The 21228-nt window shown below is 41.6% G+C and carries 24 protein-coding genes; 15 read left to right on the top strand and 9 right to left on the bottom strand.

Going from position 1 to position 21228, the window contains the following annotated elements; translation table 11 throughout:
- Nucleotides 1-102: 102 nt before the first annotated feature.
- The 4 genes from U5K72_10050 to U5K72_10035 all read right to left on the bottom strand — a co-directional run bounded on the left by U5K72_10050 (nucleotide 103) and on the right by U5K72_10035 (nucleotide 2273).
- Entirely contained in the window at nucleotides 103-507 is a 405-nt protein-coding gene (locus U5K72_10050; protein MDZ7719144.1) for a type II toxin-antitoxin system VapC family toxin, read from the bottom strand.
- Nucleotides 504-743, bottom strand: a complete 240-nt coding sequence (locus U5K72_10045) for an Arc family DNA-binding protein (GenBank protein ID MDZ7719143.1) — start codon at nucleotides 741-743, stop codon at nucleotides 504-506. Before U5K72_10045 ends, U5K72_10050 begins: the two co-directional genes overlap by 4 nt.
- A gap of 259 nt (nucleotides 744-1002) precedes the next feature.
- On the bottom strand, nucleotides 1003-1974 hold the full coding sequence (locus U5K72_10040; protein MDZ7719142.1) for an NAD(P)-dependent alcohol dehydrogenase: 972 nt from the start codon (nucleotides 1972-1974) through the stop codon (nucleotides 1003-1005).
- Between the two features lie 107 nt (nucleotides 1975-2081).
- Nucleotides 2082-2273 (bottom strand): hypothetical protein, encoded by a 192-nt coding sequence (locus U5K72_10035; protein MDZ7719141.1) that lies wholly within the window; start codon nucleotides 2271-2273, stop codon nucleotides 2082-2084.
- Nucleotides 2274-2315: 42 nt separating this feature from the next.
- Here U5K72_10035 and U5K72_10030 point away from each other — a divergent pair, with 42 nt between their 5' ends.
- On the top strand, nucleotides 2316-2525 hold the full coding sequence (locus tag U5K72_10030) for a helix-turn-helix transcriptional regulator (protein ID MDZ7719140.1): 210 nt from the start codon (nucleotides 2316-2318) through the stop codon (nucleotides 2523-2525).
- Complete coding sequence (locus U5K72_10025) at nucleotides 2522-3106, top strand: MjaI family restriction endonuclease (GenBank protein MDZ7719139.1); 585 nt, start codon at nucleotides 2522-2524, stop codon at nucleotides 3104-3106. The genes U5K72_10030 and U5K72_10025 overlap by 4 nt, the downstream gene beginning before the upstream one ends.
- 1 nt (nucleotide 3107) lies before the next feature.
- On the opposite strand, the gene U5K72_10020 is transcribed toward U5K72_10025, so the two are convergent.
- The 3 genes from U5K72_10020 to U5K72_10010 all read right to left on the bottom strand — a co-directional run bounded on the left by U5K72_10020 (nucleotide 3108) and on the right by U5K72_10010 (nucleotide 5034).
- On the bottom strand, nucleotides 3108-4208 hold the full coding sequence (locus U5K72_10020) for a site-specific DNA-methyltransferase (protein MDZ7719138.1): 1101 nt from the start codon (nucleotides 4206-4208) through the stop codon (nucleotides 3108-3110).
- Nucleotides 4209-4252: 44 nt separating this feature from the next.
- Complete coding sequence (locus U5K72_10015) at nucleotides 4253-4579, bottom strand: hypothetical protein (GenBank protein MDZ7719137.1); 327 nt, start codon at nucleotides 4577-4579, stop codon at nucleotides 4253-4255.
- Between the two features lie 170 nt (nucleotides 4580-4749).
- On the bottom strand, nucleotides 4750-5034 hold the full coding sequence (locus tag U5K72_10010) for a hypothetical protein (protein MDZ7719136.1): 285 nt from the start codon (nucleotides 5032-5034) through the stop codon (nucleotides 4750-4752).
- 329 nt (nucleotides 5035-5363) lie between these two features.
- Between U5K72_10010 and U5K72_10005 the strand changes: the two genes are divergently transcribed.
- The 3 genes from U5K72_10005 to U5K72_09995 are packed head-to-tail and all read left to right on the top strand — an operon-like array spanning nucleotide 5364 to nucleotide 8164.
- A complete protein-coding gene (locus U5K72_10005; protein MDZ7719135.1) occupies nucleotides 5364-6404 on the top strand; it encodes a Gfo/Idh/MocA family oxidoreductase in 1041 nt (346 codons plus the stop codon).
- 30 nt (nucleotides 6405-6434) lie between these two features.
- A complete protein-coding gene (locus tag U5K72_10000; protein MDZ7719134.1) occupies nucleotides 6435-7220 on the top strand; it encodes a PIG-L family deacetylase in 786 nt (261 codons plus the stop codon).
- 14 nt (nucleotides 7221-7234) lie between these two features.
- On the top strand, nucleotides 7235-8164 hold the full coding sequence (locus U5K72_09995) for a hypothetical protein (protein MDZ7719133.1): 930 nt from the start codon (nucleotides 7235-7237) through the stop codon (nucleotides 8162-8164).
- Between the two features lie 367 nt (nucleotides 8165-8531).
- Here U5K72_09995 and U5K72_09990 read toward each other — a convergent pair whose 3' ends face one another.
- Nucleotides 8532-9959, bottom strand: a complete 1428-nt coding sequence (locus tag U5K72_09990; GenBank protein ID MDZ7719132.1) for an amidohydrolase family protein — start codon at nucleotides 9957-9959, stop codon at nucleotides 8532-8534.
- Nucleotides 9960-10206: 247 nt separating this feature from the next.
- Between U5K72_09990 and U5K72_09985 the strand changes: the two genes are divergently transcribed.
- Nucleotides 10207-11028, top strand: coding sequence for a hypothetical protein (locus U5K72_09985; GenBank protein MDZ7719131.1), 822 nt, complete (start codon nucleotides 10207-10209; stop codon nucleotides 11026-11028).
- Nucleotides 11029-11175: 147 nt separating this feature from the next.
- Here the strand turns inward: U5K72_09985 and U5K72_09980 are convergent, their stop codons facing one another.
- Nucleotides 11176-12363 (bottom strand): metallophosphoesterase, encoded by a 1188-nt coding sequence (locus U5K72_09980; protein ID MDZ7719130.1) that lies wholly within the window; start codon nucleotides 12361-12363, stop codon nucleotides 11176-11178.
- 192 nt (nucleotides 12364-12555) lie between these two features.
- Between U5K72_09980 and thrS the strand changes: the two genes are divergently transcribed.
- The 9 genes from thrS to U5K72_09935 all read left to right on the top strand — a co-directional run bounded on the left by thrS (nucleotide 12556) and on the right by U5K72_09935 (nucleotide 21023).
- Nucleotides 12556-14511 (top strand): threonine--tRNA ligase, encoded by a 1956-nt coding sequence (gene thrS / locus U5K72_09975; protein ID MDZ7719129.1) that lies wholly within the window; start codon nucleotides 12556-12558, stop codon nucleotides 14509-14511.
- A gap of 88 nt (nucleotides 14512-14599) precedes the next feature.
- Complete coding sequence (infC, locus tag U5K72_09970; protein ID MDZ7719128.1) at nucleotides 14600-15142, top strand: translation initiation factor IF-3; 543 nt, start codon at nucleotides 14600-14602, stop codon at nucleotides 15140-15142.
- A 233-nt stretch (nucleotides 15143-15375) separates the two neighbouring features.
- A complete protein-coding gene (rpmI, locus tag U5K72_09965; protein MDZ7719127.1) occupies nucleotides 15376-15573 on the top strand; it encodes a 50S ribosomal protein L35 in 198 nt (65 codons plus the stop codon).
- Nucleotides 15574-15611: 38 nt separating this feature from the next.
- Nucleotides 15612-15959: a 50S ribosomal protein L20 gene (rplT, locus tag U5K72_09960; protein MDZ7719126.1), complete on the top strand. Its 348-nt coding sequence runs from the start codon at nucleotides 15612-15614 to the stop codon at nucleotides 15957-15959.
- Nucleotides 15960-16301: 342 nt separating this feature from the next.
- The gene (gene pheS / locus U5K72_09955) at nucleotides 16302-17306 is read left to right on the top strand and encodes a phenylalanine--tRNA ligase subunit alpha (GenBank protein ID MDZ7719125.1); all 1005 of its coding nucleotides are present in this window, start codon (nucleotides 16302-16304) and stop codon (nucleotides 17304-17306) included.
- Between the two features lie 71 nt (nucleotides 17307-17377).
- Nucleotides 17378-19789: a phenylalanine--tRNA ligase subunit beta gene (gene pheT / locus U5K72_09950; protein MDZ7719124.1), complete on the top strand. Its 2412-nt coding sequence runs from the start codon at nucleotides 17378-17380 to the stop codon at nucleotides 19787-19789.
- A 13-nt stretch (nucleotides 19790-19802) separates the two neighbouring features.
- Complete coding sequence (locus U5K72_09945) at nucleotides 19803-20051, top strand: hypothetical protein (GenBank protein ID MDZ7719123.1); 249 nt, start codon at nucleotides 19803-19805, stop codon at nucleotides 20049-20051.
- A gap of 1 nt (nucleotide 20052) precedes the next feature.
- A complete protein-coding gene (locus U5K72_09940) occupies nucleotides 20053-20343 on the top strand; it encodes a cell division protein ZapA (GenBank protein ID MDZ7719122.1) in 291 nt (96 codons plus the stop codon).
- Nucleotides 20344-20408: 65 nt separating this feature from the next.
- The gene (locus U5K72_09935) at nucleotides 20409-21023 is read left to right on the top strand and encodes a hemolysin III family protein (protein MDZ7719121.1); all 615 of its coding nucleotides are present in this window, start codon (nucleotides 20409-20411) and stop codon (nucleotides 21021-21023) included.
- Nucleotides 21024-21228: the final 205 nt, after the last annotated feature.

Below are 21228 nucleotides of genomic sequence, written 5' to 3'. Positions count from 1 at the left end.
GGTAAGGTGTTTAAACAATTAGTAGGTTAACGACATTGCGCATAACCGGAACCGAGGCTTCGGGGGCCGCATTAATGCGTGCGTTAGGTACCTAACCGAAATTTATGAATCGATTACTTTCTCTGGATGTTTGGCGAATTCTGGAAACTCCTGCAGAAGTTGTTTGTCCATGGTAATTAATTCCAGATCGAGATCTTTAGCTAAGCTTACGAACTCACAATCGTAGGAGGAACACATCGATTGGCTGACATGATGCAGAACTTGAACTGAATTTACCTGGAACTGCTGATCTTTCATTTGAAGTTCAGCCTTCTCCATAATCAACAAAGCTTCTGATAAATCGATCAGCTCTTTTCGCAAGTATAGCGTAACAACGTTTCGAAATTCACTTCTCCAAAGGATTGGGGCTACCCACTGCGGATCTTTTTGATAGAGCTCGTCACAAAGTTCTGTTGAATCTGACGGAAGCCAAAAGTGAGCAATAATATTCGTATCAACAACAATCATGGACGCCCTTGATTAATCGCAGATTCAATCTCCTCGGAAGAGAGGCTTCCCTTTGCTTTTTTTCGTAATCGACGTGCTTCTTGTAAAATATCGTCAGTAGAAACTTGTTGAGGGTTAACAGTTTGCTCTAAACAGGCAATGATTTCACTGTTTATACTGCGATGATGAGCCTTAGCCTGCTCACGGACTCGATCGTAAATTTCTTCCGGAATGTTTTTTACGGTAATACTTGGCATAAATATTGGTTTCGTTATGGTTCCTTTACGAAACTAATTAGGGTGGGGGATTATTGCAAGAAAAATGAAGGCACTAACGGTTTGTGGTTTAACCGGCTTGGCCTTATTGGGTGGTAATGTTATTAAACCTATGAATTTCTTTTAGGTAATGAATTTTGAACTGGCAAGCAGCGGCCAAGTCCGAGTTTAAACCGTTATGTGGCAGAGCGATGAATAATGTTTGTTATATCGTATTGCGTTTATACGCTGTTGTGCGTCGTTATTTTTCAATTTCAACGACAATCTTTCCCAAATGCTTGCCCTCACCGAAATATTGAATCAGCTCAGGGATTTTATCAAATCCATAGGGGCCATCCACAACAGGTTTGATTTGTCCCTTTTCCACAAGGTCCGAAATCCGTTCTAACCCTTTATTTGGCTCATGAATGAGTACCTTCAGTTTTTTGCCGGTAAACAGTGATATCAGCGAGCCCAACAAAGATGTTTCGAGCAATCTGTACATCGATCCTCCCATGGTGACATACCTGCCATTTTTTTTGAGGGATCGTGCAACTTTAAATACAGACCTGTTTGATTTTGTATCAAGGATCAGGTCGTATTTTTCTCCGGTATCGGTAAAGTCCGTTTTTTTATAATCCATCACGCTGTCATATCCCAGCGATTTCATCAAATCAAGTTTTTCGGCACTGTCAACGCCGGTTACCGTTACCCCATACGGTTTCAGGATTTGAATGCCCAGGGTTCCGACACCGCCTCCGGCACCATTGATCAGGATATGCTGTCCGGATTTCACCTTTCCCTTCTCCACAAGTCCCTGAAGAGCAAGTGTGCCGGCATGTGGCAGTGCAGCTGCATCATTAAAACTGATATTGGAAGGTTTTTTGGACAACATTTTCTCCGGTACGCAAACGTATTCTGCAAATCCGCCACATCCGCAATCCGACAGATCGCAGTATATCTCATCACCGATGTTAAAGGAACTCACTTTACTGCCCACCGCTTCGATTTTTCCGGAAACGTCTACCCCTGGAATATTTATTCTTGGCTTTTTCAGGCCGAAAAACAGACGAATCACAAATGGTTTGCCCCTGACCAACCCCCAATCCCAATCATTGATGGAAGCTGAGTGAATTCTCACCAGAACTTCATTGTCATTGGGAACCGGCTTTGCAGCTTCCCCAATCTCAAGATCATTCGGCAATCCGTATTCCTTTAATAGTATTGCTTTCATTAGATTATTTTGATTGGACATAATGACGCATAACCCAGTTATATGTACAATAAACATGCGCTTTACAAACCAATATAGAAGTATGGACAAACGACTATTGCGTTTTATTAATGATTGATATGTTCAATTTGGTTTCCGGTATTTCTGCCACATAACGGTATGGCGTTTAACCAGTTTGGCCATTGCCAGCTAACAAAGTGGTTAAAGTCTGGATTTACTGCAACTCTGAAAAACTTCTTTAATGCCAATGAACTGCCAAGTCCGCGTTGAAACGCTTGATAGCGGTAGATGTTACTCATAGTCCGTTGATTTATCGGCTACAATTGTGCTATTCTTTGTCGATGGATATTAAAAGTAAAATCGGAAATAAAATAAGGAAGCTGAGACATCAGCGGAATTTAAGTCAGGAACAGTTTGCAAATCACTGTGGATTAGATAGAACATATATCGCTGGCATTGAACAGGGGAAAAGAAACGTGTCGATTGTTAATCTTGAAAAAATAGCAAAAGCTTTCGAAATATCATTGAGTGAATTATTTAAGGATTTATGAGTACAAAAGTTAAGATATACAATGATGAGATTAAGGATGTAGTAATTGGAGAGGTTCCTGACTTTCCTAAGTACACAACACAAATATTAAACTTAGCAAATCAAAATTCTCAAGGTACCAGGCCCAAAGTAGTGGGACAAATGAGTGATCTTATTCAGGAATTTGATGGCAGAACAATTGATGAATGGGTCGAATGGTATGAGGAGCGACATCCTGATGCAAGGGATAAAGCCAGTGATAAAGTTGAGGATATGGTTGATAAACTCAAAGACGCGATTCAAAAAATTGATCGTGAGATGATTGAAACTTGGGTCAAAGATTTAGTTTTATATAAAACATTCATTGGTCTTCGCTTTCAGGAAGCTATTTTAAAGAAAGTAGCTGACATCAAAGAAATGGATTATCGACTTGCTACCAAAGAGGAAGAAAGTCAGGGAATTGATGGGTATATCGGATACATTCCGGTGAGCATTAAGCCACATACGTACAGATCAAAAGCAAGTCTCGTGGAAGAAATCACCGTTCAGATTATCTACTATGAAAAGAAGAAGGGCGGTATCACGATTGAATTCGATTTTTGACCTATACTTGCGAAAAAAGAGTATGAGAACCCTGATAATCCATTAGAGCTTCCTGAACATAGGTTGCGTTGAAAACGTCATCATCTGCTTTTAGAATATTCTCAACAAACTGAAGCGTTAGATCTTTTTCTTGTCTTGTCATGACAGGAAAATCAAACCATTCATTATAATGCTTAACACTTTCAATGCCTTTTTCTTCAATTCGCTGATTGACGAATTCTTTATGATTGAGAATACGCTTGCGAATAGTGTTATTGATCAATTCCAGATTTGATTCTGATAACAAAGTTTGTTCAATAATTGATGAAAACTCAGATTCCAATTCATATCCAATGCTGTTACGGCCTGATGCAATGGCGGCAAGGGAAGTTGTTCCGGTTCCAATAAACGGATCAAGTATGGTATCTCCTTTAACAGAAAACATGTTGATGAGCCGGTAAGGAATTTCAAATGGGTAAGCACCGCTTCTGTCCCTTGCTCCGTTTTCAGACAGCACCTGAGTAGTTCCTTTTAATTCCCACAAATCTGAAAACCAGTTATTACGCTCTTCCCAAAAGTAGGCACTTTCTCTACGATTCTGTTTTTCTTTTGCTGAAAACTCTCGCTTGTTCCCGTTTCTGAAGACCAAAATAAATTCATGCTCAAGCGTAATATATGCACCGGGCGGATACATACCCGAACCCATAAATTTGTTAGGTGCATTGGTCTGTTTGCGCCAAATGATATTTGGAAGATTAGAAAAACCAAGTTCAACAAATGAAGAAATAATTCTTGCATGATTTGAAAAAAGCTGAAATTTCTTATCGATCGTGCGAGTTGCATCTCCGATATTGATACATGCTACTCCACCATCACACAAAACCCGGGAACACTCTTTCCAGACTTCATCTAAAATTTGGTGCATAAGTTCAAAAGCGTGCTCAGGTTTGCCTGTTTCTAATGTATTGGCAATATCATTGTTTTGAGAAGAAAAACTCTCATCCCACATTTCAATCATAGGATAAGGAGGAGATGTTACAACCAATGAAACAGAATTATCCTCTACTTCTGAAAGGTTATCGGCATTCTTAAAATGAATTCTATGAGTGCTTTTTTCAACCATGCCATAATATATAAATGTTACTTATTGTCTACAACATAAATTTATTAAATAGAGTCCTCAGGGTTTTCGTTGTTCCACGATTCACGAAGGTTACTAACTCGCTCCTCTAATTCTGGAATACGGTTTTCTATATACTGGATTGCTCTCAGAGCATCTTTCTTAGTTGATATTTTGAAATACCCATTACTTGAGCTACCAATTAAAGCCGAGGAATCATTAACTAGTTCTCTTACATATGTCCTAATTGTTTCTTGAGTCCGGCCAGGGTCTACACGAGCTTGTAAACTATCGTAGATTTCGTCTGAGGTAATTTCACCATCTGCATTAGTAATTATCTCTTGTATTTCATTTTTTATTGTTTCTTTATCCATGAGCATTTGAGTTAAATTATTTGCCACTAACATATTCTTGATGAACTTACTTCTATTCGATAAATAACTCAACGATAGTCATTAAGTATCAGATTCAATGATTTTGGACGTATATGTTCAGATATGTAATTCAATCAAAATATTTTCGAACATTTCAATTTTGCCCTTATCTACACATACTGACTCACCAACATCGGGTTTCCATCGGAATCAACAATCAAAAAACTATCGGGTCCGCTTTCCTCTTCGTTCGCTTCGGTATCGAACTCTATTTCTCTCTCTTTTAGTTCTTTTTGCAGGTCGCAAACATCTGTAAAGGAATCCAGTTTTTTGGCGTCTGAATGCCTGCCGGGGTTGAAGGTCAGAATATTTTTTTCAAATATCTTCTGGAACAGTCCAATGATGGTATCTCCGTTTTTTATTGATGAGCCAGTTCTGTTCAATATTTCCGCCAAACTCTTCAAATCCCAGTTTTTTCGCAAAACTCTTTACTGGCGTGAATATCCTCCACGGTCAGGCTGATGGAAAATGCTCCTAACTGCATAAGTTTGTCTCCTTTTTTTGATTTTGTGTCTTTTCAGTCATTCTGACTCAACATTTCTGGATCAGAATGTCCAACCAATCTAATATTTGAAGATCATGCATCAAATTAAGGATGGCCGTTAATTTAAGAGCGGCAGCAAGTGGGGTCATGTGAGTCTGTTAAAAATTTGTATCAAAGGATTTATAAAAATACATTGAAATATTCAATCAGACTTCCAAAACAGAACCAAACACGATCTCTATGAGAAATTTAAATGTTGGTATTGTTGGCCTCGGCTGGGTGGCCGGCGCTCACATCGAAACGTTCAAGAATGTTACAGGAGCAAATGTCACGGCCGTTTGTTCGCGAAGAAACCTGGATGAAAACCAACTGGAAAAGCAGTATGGAATACCTTTAAAGGTATACAATAATTTTGATGATATGATCGGGGATCCTTCGCTTGACATTATTGACATTTGTACGGAACACCCGCTACACCCCGAACAGGCCATTGCGGCGGCGAGGGCAGGTAAGCACCTGATTATCGAAAAGCCGATTGCCTTAAACTATGAAGATGCAAAATCGGTCGGTGAAGCCATTCGTGAAGCCGGCGTTCAGGCGTGTGTATGCTTTGAAGTCAGGTTCAGTGGCCAGGGAATGGCAATTCGTTCCATGATTGATGAAGGCTTGTTGGGCGATCTCCATTATGGCGAAGTGGATTATTATCACGGTATTGGTCCCTGGTACAATCAGTACAAATGGAATATCAAAAAGGAAGAAGGCGGAAGCAGTCTGCTCACCGCCGGATGCCATGCACTCGACCTCTTGCTCTGGTACATGGACGGTGACGTTGAAGAAGTAACAAGTTATAGCAATCAATCCAAAAGCCCGCATTTTACACCATATGAGTATGACACGACATCTGTAACACTGCTGAAGTTTAAAAACGGCCGAATTGGCAAGGTTGCATCAGTAATTGATGCTCTACAACCGTATTATTTCCATATTCACCTGACCGGGAGTGAAGGGAGCGTGCTTGACGATCAGTTTTACAGTTCAAAGCTCAAGGGAACGACTAAAGACCGCTGGAGCCGGATAGCCACGCCGCTGATCGATTCTGGTGATGTGGATGACCATCCCTATCAACCACAATTCCAGGAATTTGTTGAAAGCATCAAAAGGAATGAACCAATGAAACTGACGGACTTCGAAACGGCCTTTTATACTCATAAAGTTGCATACGCAGCGGATTTATCGGCCGAAACCGGACGCCCCGTAAAACTTTCCGATTTGGATTCATAGAAATACCGGGTAACTCTCAAAAACAGGTGTATGTCTAAAAAAAGTACAAATAACAACTCTATACTGGCCATCGTAGCACACCCCGATGATGCCGAATTTTTATGCGCGGGTACATTATCACTGCTATATCAAAAGGGGTGGCAGGTTCACATGGCCACAATGACTGCAGGCGATTGTGGGTCGCGGAAACTACCACCCGAAGAAATCAGTCGCATCCGAAAGGCCGAAGCCCGCAAAGCTGCCGATATTATTGATGCAGGATACCAATGTTTGGGAAGCAAGGATCTGTTCATTATGTATGATCGGCCGACTTTGTTAAACGTTATCAAACAGATCCGCCGGGTAAAACCTGCAATTGTTCTGACCATGAGTCCGTCATGTTATATGGTGGATCATGAAACAACAAGTAAACTTGTTCAATCTGCCTGTTTCGCTGCCGGGGTGGTGAATATCAACACGGATCCCGTTTCGCCTTATTTCCATGTTCCGCATCTATATTATATGGATCCGATGGAAGGCAAAGATAAATTCGGAACCTCCATAAAACCGGGTTTTGTCGTGGATATCACACCGGTCATTGATATCAAGGAAAAGATGCTGGCGTGTCACGCAAGCCAGCGGACATGGCTGCAGGAGCACCACGGGATGGATGAGTATATGGAAACTATGAAACAGTTATCAACTGAGCGGGGGAACCTGGGGGATGTGAGGTACGGGGAGGGTTTCAGGCAGCATCTTGGCCACGGCTATCCGCAGGACAATCTTCTTCAAAAAGTGCTGGGAAATGCCGTAAAATCAGTCAAACAAAAATCATAAAATAACAAGATAAAATGGCACGAAAACAGAGTATACTGGCACCGGGTTGGTGGGATTTTACAACATTGGATGATGAACTTCTCAACGATGCAGCGCGTCTGACAGAAAAAGACCTTCTCCAACTCAGCCGGGAGGGATTCAAAGTTGTATTTTATGAAACGCTCGAGGAGTTTTACCTGGCGGAAGCCCTGGAATATATCAATGCCTGGAAACAGTCTTCAGACAGTGTGCCGGCAGGCATTTGCGGGCCGATCGGGCCAACAGAGCAATTACCGCTTGTTGCCAGGCTGGTCAATGACCTTCAGGTCAACCTGGAAAATGCACACTTCTGGGGAATGGACGAGTGGGTGGTAGATGGCAAAGATGTGGATGAAAATCATCCACTCTCGTTCAAAAAAGCCGATTTGGAACTCTGTTTTAACCGGATAGATCCATCGTTGAAGATGCCTGAAACCAATCTGCATTTTCCAAAATCCGACACTCGCGAATTTACAGAAAGCTGGGATGGTGTCCGTTGTGTTGTTATGCAGGGCGGACAGGGAGAGATTAAGCACTGGGCGTTTAACGACCCGGTTAAAAGAGAAGGCAAATACAAAGATGTGCCACCCACACCTGAGGAATACCGGAAGTTGGGTACACGTGTTGTGGATCTTCATCCCTCCACTATCACACAAAATGCCCGAACCTCCGGCGGCGGAGTGGTAACCGGTGTACCCACGACGGCCGTTACGGTAGGCCCGGTTGAAACCTGGAAAGCGGAGAAAGTATCCATCTGGCACGGAGGGATGCACGATAACCCGTTTGGAATGCGGCTCACCACACTTATGATCAGCAAGAAAATTGCTGACAGTTCCGTGCCCATGTCTCTTTTAAGTGATCACCCGAATGTGCAATTCAATTTTTATCGGCCGGCAATTAAAAGCTGCGATGTTGAAATGCATTGAGAAGAAAGAACGGTTATTCGCGTGCCTTAAACTGATTGTTATTAGCAGCTCTAAGAACTGCCAGCACCCTTAACGGTTTCATCTTCTGCTAAGTGCTTTCTGCATTCGATGTGCGTAAAATGAACAACCTATGTATGGGCAGAGCCCACGAGGTATCAACTTATAACCAAATTTTTCCATTCTATGCACTTATTGTGAAGTGTTCCCTTCGAAGAGGGCAATGGGGGGATGAACACTTATGCCTCAGAACCAAGGTCTGGACAACACAAAACTTAGAACTTTTGTCTTTTCTGACCAAGAGGGTCGGGGAATTAAACCACTTAGGATTAACTCTGTCAGGACTTGCGGGTGTCTGATAGATTGATTTTTATAGATCGCCTATCTCCAACAATTTTCCCTTCATTACAACATGCGTCCGGGATCTCATATTAGAAATATCTTTTGATGGATCTTCGTCAAGAATAACGATGTTGGCAAATTTTCCGGCTTCAAGGGTTCCAAAGTCTTCAAATCGCTGCATCGCTTTGGCTCCATTTTGCGTGGCCATCACGATAATATCGTTTGCAGGAATTCCTGCTTCTTGCATCGCTTCCATCTCATCAAAAATGGAGATCCCGTGAAGTGTTCCCGGATTCCCGGCATCGGTGCCAACCACAATGGGGATGTCCGCTTCATAAACAGTCATTAAATTTTTTACATCTGTTTGATTCACCCTGTGTAGCTGGCGATCGAACTTTTCGAGATTTTCCATAAAAGCCGGGCTGAATCGCGCATGGTCTTTAAATTGAGAAGCTGTTTCTATTAACCGCCTTGTTTTTTGATCTACACAACCCTTAGGATCATCAATCTCCAACGGCTCAATCCCGGCCGCCGCCTGGTAAGCCATTCGGTAGCCACTGCTGACGATAAGAGTAGGATTGTAAAAGGTTTCATGCAGTTTTGCGAGTTCGATAAACTCATCATCTATTTCCGTGTCACTCACACTATGGACCAACAACTTTGTACCATTTCGAAGTGCGGCCTTTGCCTGATTGAGTGAAGTGGCATGGGCAATCATCTGGTTATCCTGGCGCCTGATTTCATCCGCAGTAGCCTCTACCCTTTCCATATATTGTTCATTATCCGCAGCCAATTGCCAGAATTTTATTCCTGTAGAACCCAAAGCACTTAAATACTGTACGGTTTTAATCCCAACTTCAGCACTGCTTAAATTCACAAGCACCTTATCAGATGGCAAATCAAATGGAGCATTCAGTGCGGGTGTAATCAACGGACCGGCGGCAGCGACATGGGGTGCGCTGGGATTTTCCTCCGCTTGCTCCTGAAAATCGATGGACCATGAGAAACCGCCAACATCATACACTCCCGTTATACCCGAACAGAGATAAGCATCATAATACCGCTGCGGATTCAGTTTTTGATAGGCTGCAACCTCAGCAAACGGGTAGGTACCAGTAATATCCAGTGCATCCGGGCGGCTGTCGAAAAATCCGGTTTGGAAGAAGTGAACATGAGCATCAATAAGGCCGGGAGTGATAAATTTACCGCTCAAATCTATCATGTTACTATCATCGGGAATATCACAATCGGATAAGGTACCAACGCAGTCAATTCTATCTCCCTCAATTACAATAATACTGTTTTCGATTGGATCGGAGCCACTGCCATCAAAGAGGGTCGCACCCCGATAAACAGTTATTTCAGCTTCGTTCTGGGCTGATACACTACAAGTAAAAATGAATCCAAACAGTGGGACAAGAAAACATAAGCGAAGAATCGTTTCAGATCTGATCATACAAAGATATTTTAGTGAAATTCTAAATGAATTATAGGCAATTATTTATAGAATCAAAGTTGAATCAGCTTCTGATTATCTTACCAGAAGGCTTTGCAAAACTCTGACCGTCATCCTGAACTTGATTCAGGATCTCCAGATACTGGCAATAAAGACGAATGGAGAATCTGAATCGAGTTCAGATTGACCAATAACCACGGTTTTGCAAAGCCCTCTTACCAGTTAGATTTTTTATATTGAAGAAAATATGGTTTTACTCAAGTCCCGAATCAAAAAACTATTCGATTTTTACCTGAACAGCAGTATTCATGTAGCACTGGCAGTCACTTCCTTTACCGCTATTACAATGTTCAACCTGAGGCTTCCATTGGATGCAGATCTGTTATATTTTGTCCTTTTTAGTACCATTATTGGCTACAATATCACTAAATATACGGGGAGTCACGAATCGCATGAAGCAGGAACGGCTCCATCAATAAACATCCTGTTTTTCTCTCTAATCTGCCTGTTCCCTCTTCTCTATTTTTTCACCACACAGCCGTGGCCCGTTATTTTTATTTCAGGTTTGATGGGGCTGATCACCATATCATACAGCTGGCCTTTTTTGTGGAGAAGATCGAATCTAAGAGAAATTACAGGATTAAAAATTTTTGTAATTGCTTTCGTCTGGTCGATGGTTACCGTGATTCTGCCGGTTCTCTCTGATGGAAGCCATATCGACAGAAACCTCATTATAGAGTTCATTCAGCGTTTTATCTTTGTACTTGTACTCACTCTCCCCTTTGACATTCGTGACGTCCAATTTGACACGTATCAACTTGGAACCATTCCTCAAATCATCGGGATTAAACGAACCCGGGTCATGGGTGTAATATTAATTTGCCTTGTCGTTTTAGCTGAATTTTTAAAAACACCATTACTACTCGATCAAGCCTTTATTTTAGCCGGAATTTCAGTGCTAACTGCTTTCTTTTTGATGCGATCTGTAGTAAAACAAACGCAGTACTATGCGTCTTTTTGGGTAGAAAGCATCCCGATTATCTGGTGTGGGATATTGATTCTTTTATAAGGATGAGTGAGACATAGGGATGAGTGAGACATGGTATGTCTCTGGGATGAATAATGTATATCAGACTAAATAACTTTATCCCTTATTTTCTTCTTAGGTGGCTTTCTCAGACATACCATGTCTTTTGTAGCTTCTTTTTTTGAAATCTCACTGAACTGTAATCACAGAAACCTGAGCTGGCGCGTTATATCGAACCGGGGAAAGTGTAAAACCAAGTCCGCTGTTTACATTCAGAAGCATATCTCCAAGCAACCAATGGCCTTTCACATATGGGGTTTCGGACCGAACAGCTGTAAATGGATAGAAAAAAACGGGAATTCGAAGTTGTCCCCCATGCGTATGTCCTGACAGTAAAAGATCCGTCCTGCTATTTTTAGAAAACTCAATTAATCGGTCAGACGCCTGGTGACTTGATACAATTTTAATTCCACTGTTCGGCGTTTCATTTATCAATTTTTTAAGTTCATTTCTTTCAAGATTGTAACTGTAAATTTCAGTGACACCTGCGATGTTTATCGGAATACCCTCGTGATTAAGCTGAATCGATTCATTTTCTAACACGTGTATTCCACGAGATTCAAGCGCCTCCACAATATGATCCGGCCCGGCCCAGTAATCATGATCGCCAATAACAGCATAGACTCCATAGGTAGAATTTATTTTCTGAAGCGCATCAGCCCCCTCCTGAACATGACCAATTCCTTCTGTAATCAGATCTCCTGTAAAAATTACCAAGTCAGGGGCTGCCTCATTTACCAACTGAATATATCGATCCATTTTTTCTGCCGTTGTAAAGACATCTGCATGGAGGTCTGTGATATGTACAACCTTTAAAGGTGTCTGAAGCAGATTATTGCTATCCCCGGAAATTTCATAGGTGATGTTTTCAACGACCATTCTGTTCGTATCCCAAACCATTTTTGCTGCCGTAAACACTAATGTAAAAACTGCCAATGTCAAAAACGCCTGCGCAAATCGTAATCTTAGATAATCAGTGCCTGCACTCGAGAATTTTGTAAATACAGGGAGTAAAATATCATGGAGAATTAACCAATTTAACATCACGCCGGAAAAAACGAATCCAAACCAGAACAGGTAGATCATAAATTGGGGGTAATTATCAACCGAGAATGTACTCTGAAAATAGAATTGAATAAGACCGGTAACCGGGAAAGCAACAAACAGAATAACCAAAAGAATAAATATCGACTTAAATATCCACAAGGATTCAATCTCTACGACCGATAAACTCCGGAAATATCGAAATCCAAAATATGTAAGGAACAAAATTAAGAGGATGCTGGCGTACAGCACCATTCGCAATGGCCAGGGCATTTATCTGTAGATTTTAAATCAATTATTAATCAGTGATCAAAATATCACTCTTTAGATAAAATAGAAGATCGGATGTTAGTTTTTCTGAAATTTTACATGCTTTTATTTCCCTTTTAAAGGTACCCAAGTATTTAGTATTTTTTAGGTTCAATAAAGAAACTAAAAATTAAAGAATACGATCAATTTAACTGGATGTCAGAAGATTTAATTACGCTCACCTTTCCAGACGGTGCTGAAAAAGAATATCCCAAAGGAACCACCGGTTACGAAGTTGCAGAAAGTATTTCTAAAGGTCTCGCCCGCAATGCTTTAAGTATTACACTTGGAGATGAAATAATGGACCTGGATCAACCCATTGAACGGGACGATACCATCAATATTAATACCTGGGATACGGAGGATGGTCAATATACATTCTGGCATTCATCCGCGCACTTGCTGGCGGAAGCGATCCAGGAGCTCTACCCGAATGCAAAATTCGGAATAGGCCCGCCGATAGAAGATGGATTTTATTACGATATCGATTTTGGCGAGGAATCATTTGGACAGGATCAGCTTGAGGAAGTTGAAAATAAAATGATTGAGCTGGCCCGAAAGAGATCAGACTTTGAGAAACGCAATGTATCCAAAGAAGATGCTCTTACTTTCTACAAGAAGAAAGGAAATGAGTATAAGATTGATCTGATTGAAGATCTTGAGGATGGCAATATTACATTCTATCAGCAGGGAGATTTTGTAGATCTCTGCCGCGGGCCGCATCTGCCGGACACCTCCCCTATCAAGGCGGTTAAACTGACCAAGCTGGCAGGTGCATATTGGCGGGGTGATTCCGACAGTGAGCAGCTGACCCGCATCTATGGAATCACATTTCCAAAACAAAAATTGCTGGATCAATACCTCGAACGAATTGAGGAAGCCAGGAAACGGGATCACAAAAAACTGGGCAAAGAACTTGGCATCTATATGATGGACAATTTGGTTGGGTCCGGCCTCCCACTTTGGCTGCCCAATGGAACCTTGTTGCGAAGAACCCTTGAAGCATTTTTAAGAGATGAACAGAAAAAGCGCGGTTACCAGGAAGTAATTACACCGCATATTGCCAATGTTGATCTGTACCGGAAATCGGGACACTATCCCTATTATCAAGACTCCCAGTTCAACCCGATGGAGGTGGACAATGATGAGTATATGCTCAAACCGATGAACTGTCCGCACCACCATCGTATCTATTCAAATGAATTGAGAAGTTACCGGGATCTGCCGGTTCGGCTGGCAGAATTTGGTACGGTGTATCGCTATGAGCAGTCCGGCGAATTGAATGGTCTTTCACGTGTCAGAGGATTTACCCAGGATGACGCCCATATCTATTGCATGCACGAACAGCTGAAGGATGAAATTAAACATGTTATTGAGCTGACTCAATTTGTATTTAACACATTTGGAATGCCCGTTGATATCCGACTCTCCTACCGGGATGATAACGATGAAAAATATGGTGGCAATACTGAATATTGGGAACGTGCTCAAAAAGAGATTAAAGAGGTTGCCGATGAAATGGAACTGGATTATAAAATTGCGGAAGGCGAAGCCAGTTTTTATGGCCCCAAGATCGATTTTATTATTCGGGATGCCATCGGCAGGAAATGGCAGCTCGGAACTGTTCAGGTTGATTATGTGATGCCTGAGCGTTTTGACCTGACGTATGTAGGTTCCGATAATGAGAAACACAGACCGGTAATTATTCATCGGGCACCGTTCGGATCCATGGAACGATTTGTAAGTATATTAATTGAGCACTTTGCCGGAGACTTCCCGCTTTGGCTGGCTCCTAAACAGGTTGAAATTCTACCGATATCAGATGATTACCTGGATTATGCGAATCATTGTGCTCAAAAATTCAAAGATCTTGGACTTAGAGTTCATGTCGATTCACGAGCTGAAAAAGTTGGGTCTAAAATCCGGGATGCCGAAACCAGTAAAATTCCTTATATGGTGATTGTTGGTTCACAAGAAGAGGATGATAAAACTGTTTCGGTGCGACGGCATAAAATGGGTGATATTGGAACGTTTCCTTTGAATGATTTTTTAAATACTGTAGAGGAAGAAGTTGAGGAAAAAAAACTGCCTCCAACACAAGAATCAGATTAATTTGAATATTATTTTTTGAATTTATTTACGATTTTTGAGTATAATCAATAGTTTAATTTTAAATATTAATAAAACGACGAGGTAACTTATCGCAAGAAGACGACCCACAAGAAGAAGGCGGAATGACGACCGGCCGAATATTAATGACGAAATTCGTTCGTCAAAAGTACGGTTAATCCGTCCAGATGAAGAACATGAAGTTGTATCGATTGATCGTGCATTAGAGGTCGCTGCATCATATGATTTGGATTTGGTAGAGGTTGCTCCAAACGCTAAACCACCGGTTTGCAAAGTCATTGATTTTGGCAAATTTATGTACGAGAAGAAAAAGAAAGAGAAAGAAGCGAAAAAGAAGCAGCACACCATTCAGGTGAAAGAGCTTCGGTTTCGACCCACTACGGACGATCACGACCTGGAATTTAAAACACGCCATGCCAGAGAGTTTTTAGAAGGTGGCGATAAGGTTAAAGCTACGGTACAGTTCAGGGGACGAGATATGCTTTATACTGAGCAGGGAGAAGAATTATTAGAAAACCTTGCAGAAGAACTTGATGATGTTGGAAAAATTGAATCTAAGCCTACAATGGAGGGACGGCGGATGATTATGATTATCGCCCCTGATAAGAGTTAAGGCTTAAATTTCTTCTTAAAATTTCAAGCGAAAGATTTCTGATACACTACCAGATGTCTTTCGCTTTTTTAATTTTATAGAATCAGCCGATGATAAATATTCTTTATGAGGAGTTCTTTAGGAAAACTATTGACCTGACAACCGGATGAATTTTTTTAGATAAACCGGCTTTTTTAAAATAACAAAGGTTCTTATCTTATAAGTCTGTTAATTTTTCAGAAAAAACGGATGTTATGCCAAAAATGAAAACAAACAGTGGTGCGAAGAAGCGTTTTAAAAAAACCGGAAGCGGTAAAATTAAGCGCAAAAAAGCATTTAAAAGCCACATTCTTACAAAAAAATCTAGCAAAAGGAAGAACAAACTTGGAAAAAGCACATTGGTTCACAAAGCCGATAAAAAATCCATCGAAAAATTGATTCCTTATAGCTAACACGAAAATCAATAATAACCTTTAAAACGTAACTACAAATGCCACGATCACGAAATCTGGTGGCTTCCCGTCGCCGTCGCCGAAAAATTTTAAAACAGGCGAAAGGTTACTGGGGCAGAAGAAAAAACGTTTATACCGTTGCTAAAAACGCGGTTGAAAAAGGCCTGCAATATCAATATCGAGACCGAAAGGTTCGAAAACGATCATTCCGGCGTCTTTGGATTACACGTATTAACGCTGCTGCCCGATTGAACGGAACCACCTATGCCAAGCTAATTCATGGCTTAAAAGAAAACGACATCAATCTCAATCGGAAAATGCTTGCAGATATTGCAGTACGAGATCCGGACACATTTTCTGAAATTGTAAAAGAGGCCGGACAGTAAGCCTCTGATGCTATTCAAACCGGCAGATTCCTCTGGATTTGCCGGTTTTTTTTTGCTCATTAAAAAATCCCCCTTTGAAGGGGGAAAGTGAAATGAGCGTTTAGCGAATAAACTCGGGGGATGTTCATGGCACGCGATATGGGAACACCCCTCCCCAGATAAATCTGGGACTCCCCTCAAGGGGAGAATTTCAGAACGAACCTTCAATAAAATTGAGATTTATCATCTCCATAATTAAAGCTTGTTGATTCTGCCCTCTTCAAAGGGGGAACTTCAAAAAATTAGTTTCAAAATCCCTTATCTTCTGGTAGAAGTAGCTAACTACGAAAGTTTACATTATTCATGCTTGATAAAATTAATGATATAAAAAAAGCCATTCAGAGTTTTACCATAAAAAATGAGGATGATCTGGAAGCATTTCGGCTCGAATTTCTTTCCAGGAACGGAAAGATTCAGTCTATGTTTGGCCTCATGAAAGATGTGCCCAACGAAGAGAAGGCCGAAGTGGGTAAATTGATGAATGAAGTAAAGAACCTGGCTCATCAAACCTTTGAAGATGCAAAAGTTAACCTGCAAAAAAGTGAAGAGAAAGAGTTTGGTGCCCTTGACGATATCACACTTCCCGTTGAACCAACATATACCGGTTCACTTCATCCGCTAACTCGCGCCCTGAATGAGATTAAACAGATTTTTCTGCGACTTGGATTTAATATTGCAGATGGGCCTGAACTGGAGGACGATTTCCACAATTTTACAGCTCTAAATTTTCCACCCGATCATCCTGCCAGAGATATGCAGGATACGTTTTTCGTGCGGAAATCAGATGATGAGCAAGATTTGGTTCTGAGAACGCACACATCGCCGGTTCAAATTCGGTTGATGAAAGAGAAAGAGCCACCGGTTCGATCCATCATGCCGGGACGGGTTTATCGGAATGAGGCGGTCACAGCTAAATCGTATTTTCAATTTAACCAGGTTGAGGGACTCTATGTAAATGAACGGGTTACGATGGGTGAATTGATTGAAACCCTCGTTATGTTTGCTCGCCTGATGTACGGCAGTGATGTGAAATATCGCGTACGTCCCTCCTATTTTCCATTCACAGAACCCAGCATCGAAATGGATGTTTGGTGGGAAAGCGAAAAAGGCGGACAATGGCTGGAGATTCTCGGTGCCGGCATGGTTGATCCCAATGTCTTCAAATCGGTAGATGTTGACCCGGAAAAATATACAGGTTTCGCTTTTGGAATGGGCGTTGACCGCATAGCCATGCTGCGCTATGGCATTGAAGACATCCGACTTCTCTACGATAACGATATTCGATTCTTACAACAATTTAAATCATAAACAGTGAATTCGGTGATTGTTCATTGAACTCAGACTGTTGATGATTCATCACCGATCTTTCTTGATTCATTATGAAAATTTCTTACAACTGGCTGAAACAATATCTTGATTTTGATCTGACCCCTGAAGAAACCGATGAAAAGCTGACTCTGCTCGGCCTCGAAGTTGAAGAGACCGAAACGATCGGTTCTGACTTTGAAAATTTTGTCGTTGGTCATGTAAAAAATGTCCGACCGCATCCGAACGCGGATAAACTGGTTCTCTGTGACACTGACACCGGGGATGAAACCGTTCAAATAGCATGTGGAGCGCCCAATGTAGCGGCCGATCAAAAAGTACCGGTTGCCAAAGTTGGCGCCACCATTCCGGTCCCGATGAAAGACGGATCCTACCTCACCATTAAAAAAGCAAAACTTCGCGGCGAGACATCCAATGGAATGATCTGCTCCGAAGCCGAGCTTGGCTTGAGTGATGATCACTCCGGTATTATGGTGATGGATGATAACCTGGAAACCGGAACACCTCTCCGGGAAGCTCTTGGCCTTGAAAAAGATTCAGTATTTGAAGTTGCTCTCACGCCCAACCGGCCGGATGCTTCCTGCCATATAGGTGTAGCCAGGGATTTGTCTGCTGTTACAGACGGAGAGCTCAAAAATCCATATTCCGTCATTGAGGAGAAAGAGAGTGGTCAAAACGACGAAATCTCCATTTCGATTGAAGATGAGGAGAAATGTCATCGATATGTAGGGATTGTGGTCGATAATGTGAAGGTGCAAGAATCGCCGAACTGGTTAAAAACCCGTTTGAAAGCGATTGGTTTGCGTCCTATCAATAACATTGTGGATGTCACTAATTTCATCAATCATGAGATCAGTCAACCCCTTCATGCATTTGATTATGACCTGATTGGGGATCAAAAAATTGTAGTTAAAAGTTTCGATGATGATAAAAAATTTACCACACTGGACAGTATTGAACGAACTGTTCCGGCTGGATCACTTTTTATTTGTGATGGAAACGGTCCTGTTGCCATCGCCGGAGTGATGGGCGGTGAAAACAGCGAAGTAACTGAAGGCACAAGCAAAATATTAATTGAGAGCGCCTATTTTAATCCGTCCTCTATACGGAAAACATCCAAAAGTCTTGCACTGCAAACGGACAGTTCTTACCGGTTTGAACGGGGCATAGACCCGACAATTCAGCAAAAAGCGGCCTGGAGAGCTGCAAATCTGATTGCCGAATTGACGGGCGGAACCATCAACAAAAAAGTAGTGGATATTCATCCGGTCAAGACCAAACCCATTAAAGTTTCGCTGCGGGTATCGAGAGTTAATCACCTGTTGGGAACTGACCTGGATAAGAGATCTGTCATTAATATTCTTTCTAAACTCGATTTTGATGTTTCTGAAACTGATAATGATACTCTTACATGTATCATCCCAACTTTTCGTCCGGATATAACCCGGGAAGTGGATCTGATTGAAGAGGTAGGCCGTGTTTTTGATTACAACAATATACCGAGACCGGATTCCTCACCATTTATTTCTCCGGAGCCACTCACTGATCAGGAAGAGTTCCAGGAGCGAATACGGAATTTGGTGAAATCACTTCGTTACAAAGAGATCAGTACAAATTCACTGCTCTCAAAAAAAGAGGCGGATCTTCTGGCTGATGAAGACCTTCAAATTCACTCGCTGAATCCTGTATCCCAAGAGAATACAACGCTTAGGACACACCTCTCAGGTGGATTTCTGAAAGCTGTGCAGTACAATCTCAATCGAAATGCTACCCAACTTCGATTTTTTGAAATTGGTCACGTCTTCAGGAATAGTGATGAAGGAACCTGGATTGACGGCGTGGAAGAGCACGTGCATCTTTATATGGGGCTTTGCGGTCAGTCTAAAAAGAATGACTGGCAGGGCGATGAAAATGCATTCTCTATTTTTAATCTGAAAGCAGATCTCGAAACAATATTCGATAACCTTGGTATTTCTGATTCAATCGTTTCGGAGGCTGACGGAAACAACACAATCGAATACAGGTATTCAAACCAAGAGGTATCAACTTTAAAACGAATTGATTCTGAATTGTTGAAAGGCTTTGATATTGAAACAGATGTGTATGGAGCTGAAATAGATCTGACACTGCTTCTGCAAAATAATATTGGGAAGAAAGAATTAACCTATCAACCGATTGTGAAATTTCCCACATTCGAATTTGATGTCGCCTTTACGGTTGAAAAGAGTGTTCGTGCGGGAGATCTCACGAAAGAGATTAAAGAAACGGCCGGTGAAATTCTCCAATCTGTTTCTGTATTCGATGTATATGAGGGAGAAAATCTTGGCGAAGACAAAAAAAGTATTGCTTTTCGGCTTACTTTTTTGGATTCTACCAAAACACTGAACATCAAGGACGTAGAGCCCGTTGTTCAAAAAATTGTTAAAAAACTCGAAAAATCCGTCGGAGCTAAACTCCGATCTTAATTCCACTAAATCCATGGCTGTGAATGAGATCCAAAAAGAGACATTCCAAAAGTTACTGGATCAGATACGTACGCGGGTTCAGCATCTCAAAAAAAAGAATAAAGAGTTGAATCGCGAGAATATGAAGCTGAAGTCGAAACTGAACGAGCTTCAAAAAGACCAGGCGGATATTTTTTCGAATATCAGCGAATCGGAACGAATTGCCATGCGGCACCAGGTGTCCGGTTTAATTGAAAAGATTGATAAATACCTGGAGGATTGAGATGGAATCAATTAAGGTAACCATACTTGGCAAACAGATTCCACTCAAAGTTGAAGAATCGGAAGTTGAAAATACACGGCGAATAGCAGCCTACGTGGATGAAAAATTCAAGCTTTTTCGGAATCAGTTCTCCAATCAACCCGACTCTACCATTATGATTCTTGCCTGTCTTAGCATCACTGAAGAGTTGTTTGAATTGAGAACGGAGCTCAATCAAACTGATGAAAAAGAGAGCGAGTTGATGGATCAAATCAACGAAGAAATTTCTAAACTGATCAATGATATTTCTTAACTTCAGAAGTTGACTGAACGGTTTTACATCTTTCCCTGTTTATTTTACTTACGTAATTAAAGAATATGTATCACGGCGAACGATTTAACAGTTACACACACCTCATTGGTAGTATTGCCTCTGCTATTGGTTTGGGTGTATTGATCTATATTGCTGCTCAAAAGGGCGGCTTTTGGCGTATTACCAGTTTTACTATCTATGGTTTAAGTCTGCTGTCACTTTACACCTGCTCTACTCTCTACCACAGTTTTCGCGGCAAATGGAAAACGATCTTTCGCAAGCTCGATCATATCTCCATCTACCTTTTGATTGCCGGTACTTACACTCCATTCACTCTAATTACCCTTCGCGGGGATATCGGCTGGCTTCTCTTTGGAATCGTGTGGGGACTTGCTGCAATTGGAATTATTATCGATCTGCTTCATAAATCAGGCAGCCGTATTCTTCAGGTTGCTATCTATCTGGGCATGGGCTGGATCGCCTTTTTCCTTATGGATACGCTTATTAACCGAATATCTGTTGATGGCGTGAACTGGCTGATGGCCGGCGGGCTTTTCTATACGACCGGTGTGATCTTCTTTGCACTGAGTGATAAACACAGGCTGGCCCACGGAATTTGGCACCTATTTGTACTGGCCGGAAGCTTAAGCCATTTTGTGACGATTGTGCTTTTTGTTTAACCAAAAGCAGATCGGCTTGCCTGAGCCTATTATCTCTTTCGCCTGCCGATTGGATTTTTCGGCTGGCGAATCATTGAGCCCTGCCGCAGTCATCAGATGATTGTTCCCGGCAAATTTTCCATTCTCAACTCGTACAAACATCGGATGACTCGTTTTCTCTTTGAATAACAGTTGCGGCTTCTGAACGTTTTATGGTATATTCGGA

It is taken from the genome of Balneolaceae bacterium (genome assembly GCA_034521495.1).
In the GTDB taxonomy this organism is placed as follows: Bacteria; Bacteroidota; Rhodothermia; order Balneolales; family Balneolaceae; genus Rhodohalobacter.
Note: the sequence above shows the minus strand (reverse complement) of the source record. Positions and strands in the feature narration are given on the sequence as shown.

Bases quoted from the DNA above. Each gene is read 5' to 3' on its own strand.
- U5K72_10040 (MDZ7719142.1), bottom strand. From the start codon at position 1,974: ATGAAAGCAATACTATTAAAGGAATACGGATTGCCGAATGATCTTGAG.
- U5K72_09985 (MDZ7719131.1), top strand. From the start codon at position 10,207: ATGGTTTTACTCAAGTCCCGAATCAAAAAACTATTCGATTTTTACCTG.
- U5K72_10025 (MDZ7719139.1), top strand. From the start codon at position 2,522: ATGAGTACAAAAGTTAAGATATACAATGATGAGATTAAGGATGTAGTA.
- U5K72_10020 (MDZ7719138.1), bottom strand. From the start codon at position 4,208: ATGGTTGAAAAAAGCACTCATAGAATTCATTTTAAGAATGCCGATAAC.
- thrS (MDZ7719129.1), top strand. From the start codon at position 12,556: ATGTCAGAAGATTTAATTACGCTCACCTTTCCAGACGGTGCTGAAAAA.
- U5K72_10045 (MDZ7719143.1), bottom strand. From the start codon at position 743: ATGCCAAGTATTACCGTAAAAAACATTCCGGAAGAAATTTACGATCGA.
- rpmI (MDZ7719127.1), top strand. From the start codon at position 15,376: ATGCCAAAAATGAAAACAAACAGTGGTGCGAAGAAGCGTTTTAAAAAA.
- U5K72_10035 (MDZ7719141.1), bottom strand. From the start codon at position 2,273: ATGAGTAACATCTACCGCTATCAAGCGTTTCAACGCGGACTTGGCAGT.
- pheT (MDZ7719124.1), top strand. From the start codon at position 17,378: ATGAAAATTTCTTACAACTGGCTGAAACAATATCTTGATTTTGATCTG.
- U5K72_09935 (MDZ7719121.1), top strand. From the start codon at position 20,409: ATGTATCACGGCGAACGATTTAACAGTTACACACACCTCATTGGTAGT.
- U5K72_10000 (MDZ7719134.1), top strand. From the start codon at position 6,435: ATGTCTAAAAAAAGTACAAATAACAACTCTATACTGGCCATCGTAGCA.
- U5K72_09945 (MDZ7719123.1), top strand. From the start codon at position 19,803: ATGGCTGTGAATGAGATCCAAAAAGAGACATTCCAAAAGTTACTGGAT.
- pheS (MDZ7719125.1), top strand. From the start codon at position 16,302: ATGCTTGATAAAATTAATGATATAAAAAAAGCCATTCAGAGTTTTACC.
- U5K72_09980 (MDZ7719130.1), bottom strand. From the start codon at position 12,363: ATGCCCTGGCCATTGCGAATGGTGCTGTACGCCAGCATCCTCTTAATT.
- U5K72_09990 (MDZ7719132.1), bottom strand. From the start codon at position 9,959: ATGATCAGATCTGAAACGATTCTTCGCTTATGTTTTCTTGTCCCACTG.
- rplT (MDZ7719126.1), top strand. From the start codon at position 15,612: ATGCCACGATCACGAAATCTGGTGGCTTCCCGTCGCCGTCGCCGAAAA.
- U5K72_10030 (MDZ7719140.1), top strand. From the start codon at position 2,316: ATGGATATTAAAAGTAAAATCGGAAATAAAATAAGGAAGCTGAGACAT.
- U5K72_10050 (MDZ7719144.1), bottom strand. From the start codon at position 507: ATGATTGTTGTTGATACGAATATTATTGCTCACTTTTGGCTTCCGTCA.
- U5K72_09940 (MDZ7719122.1), top strand. From the start codon at position 20,053: ATGGAATCAATTAAGGTAACCATACTTGGCAAACAGATTCCACTCAAA.
- U5K72_10015 (MDZ7719137.1), bottom strand. From the start codon at position 4,579: ATGGATAAAGAAACAATAAAAAATGAAATACAAGAGATAATTACTAAT.
- U5K72_10005 (MDZ7719135.1), top strand. From the start codon at position 5,364: ATGAGAAATTTAAATGTTGGTATTGTTGGCCTCGGCTGGGTGGCCGGC.
- U5K72_09995 (MDZ7719133.1), top strand. From the start codon at position 7,235: ATGGCACGAAAACAGAGTATACTGGCACCGGGTTGGTGGGATTTTACA.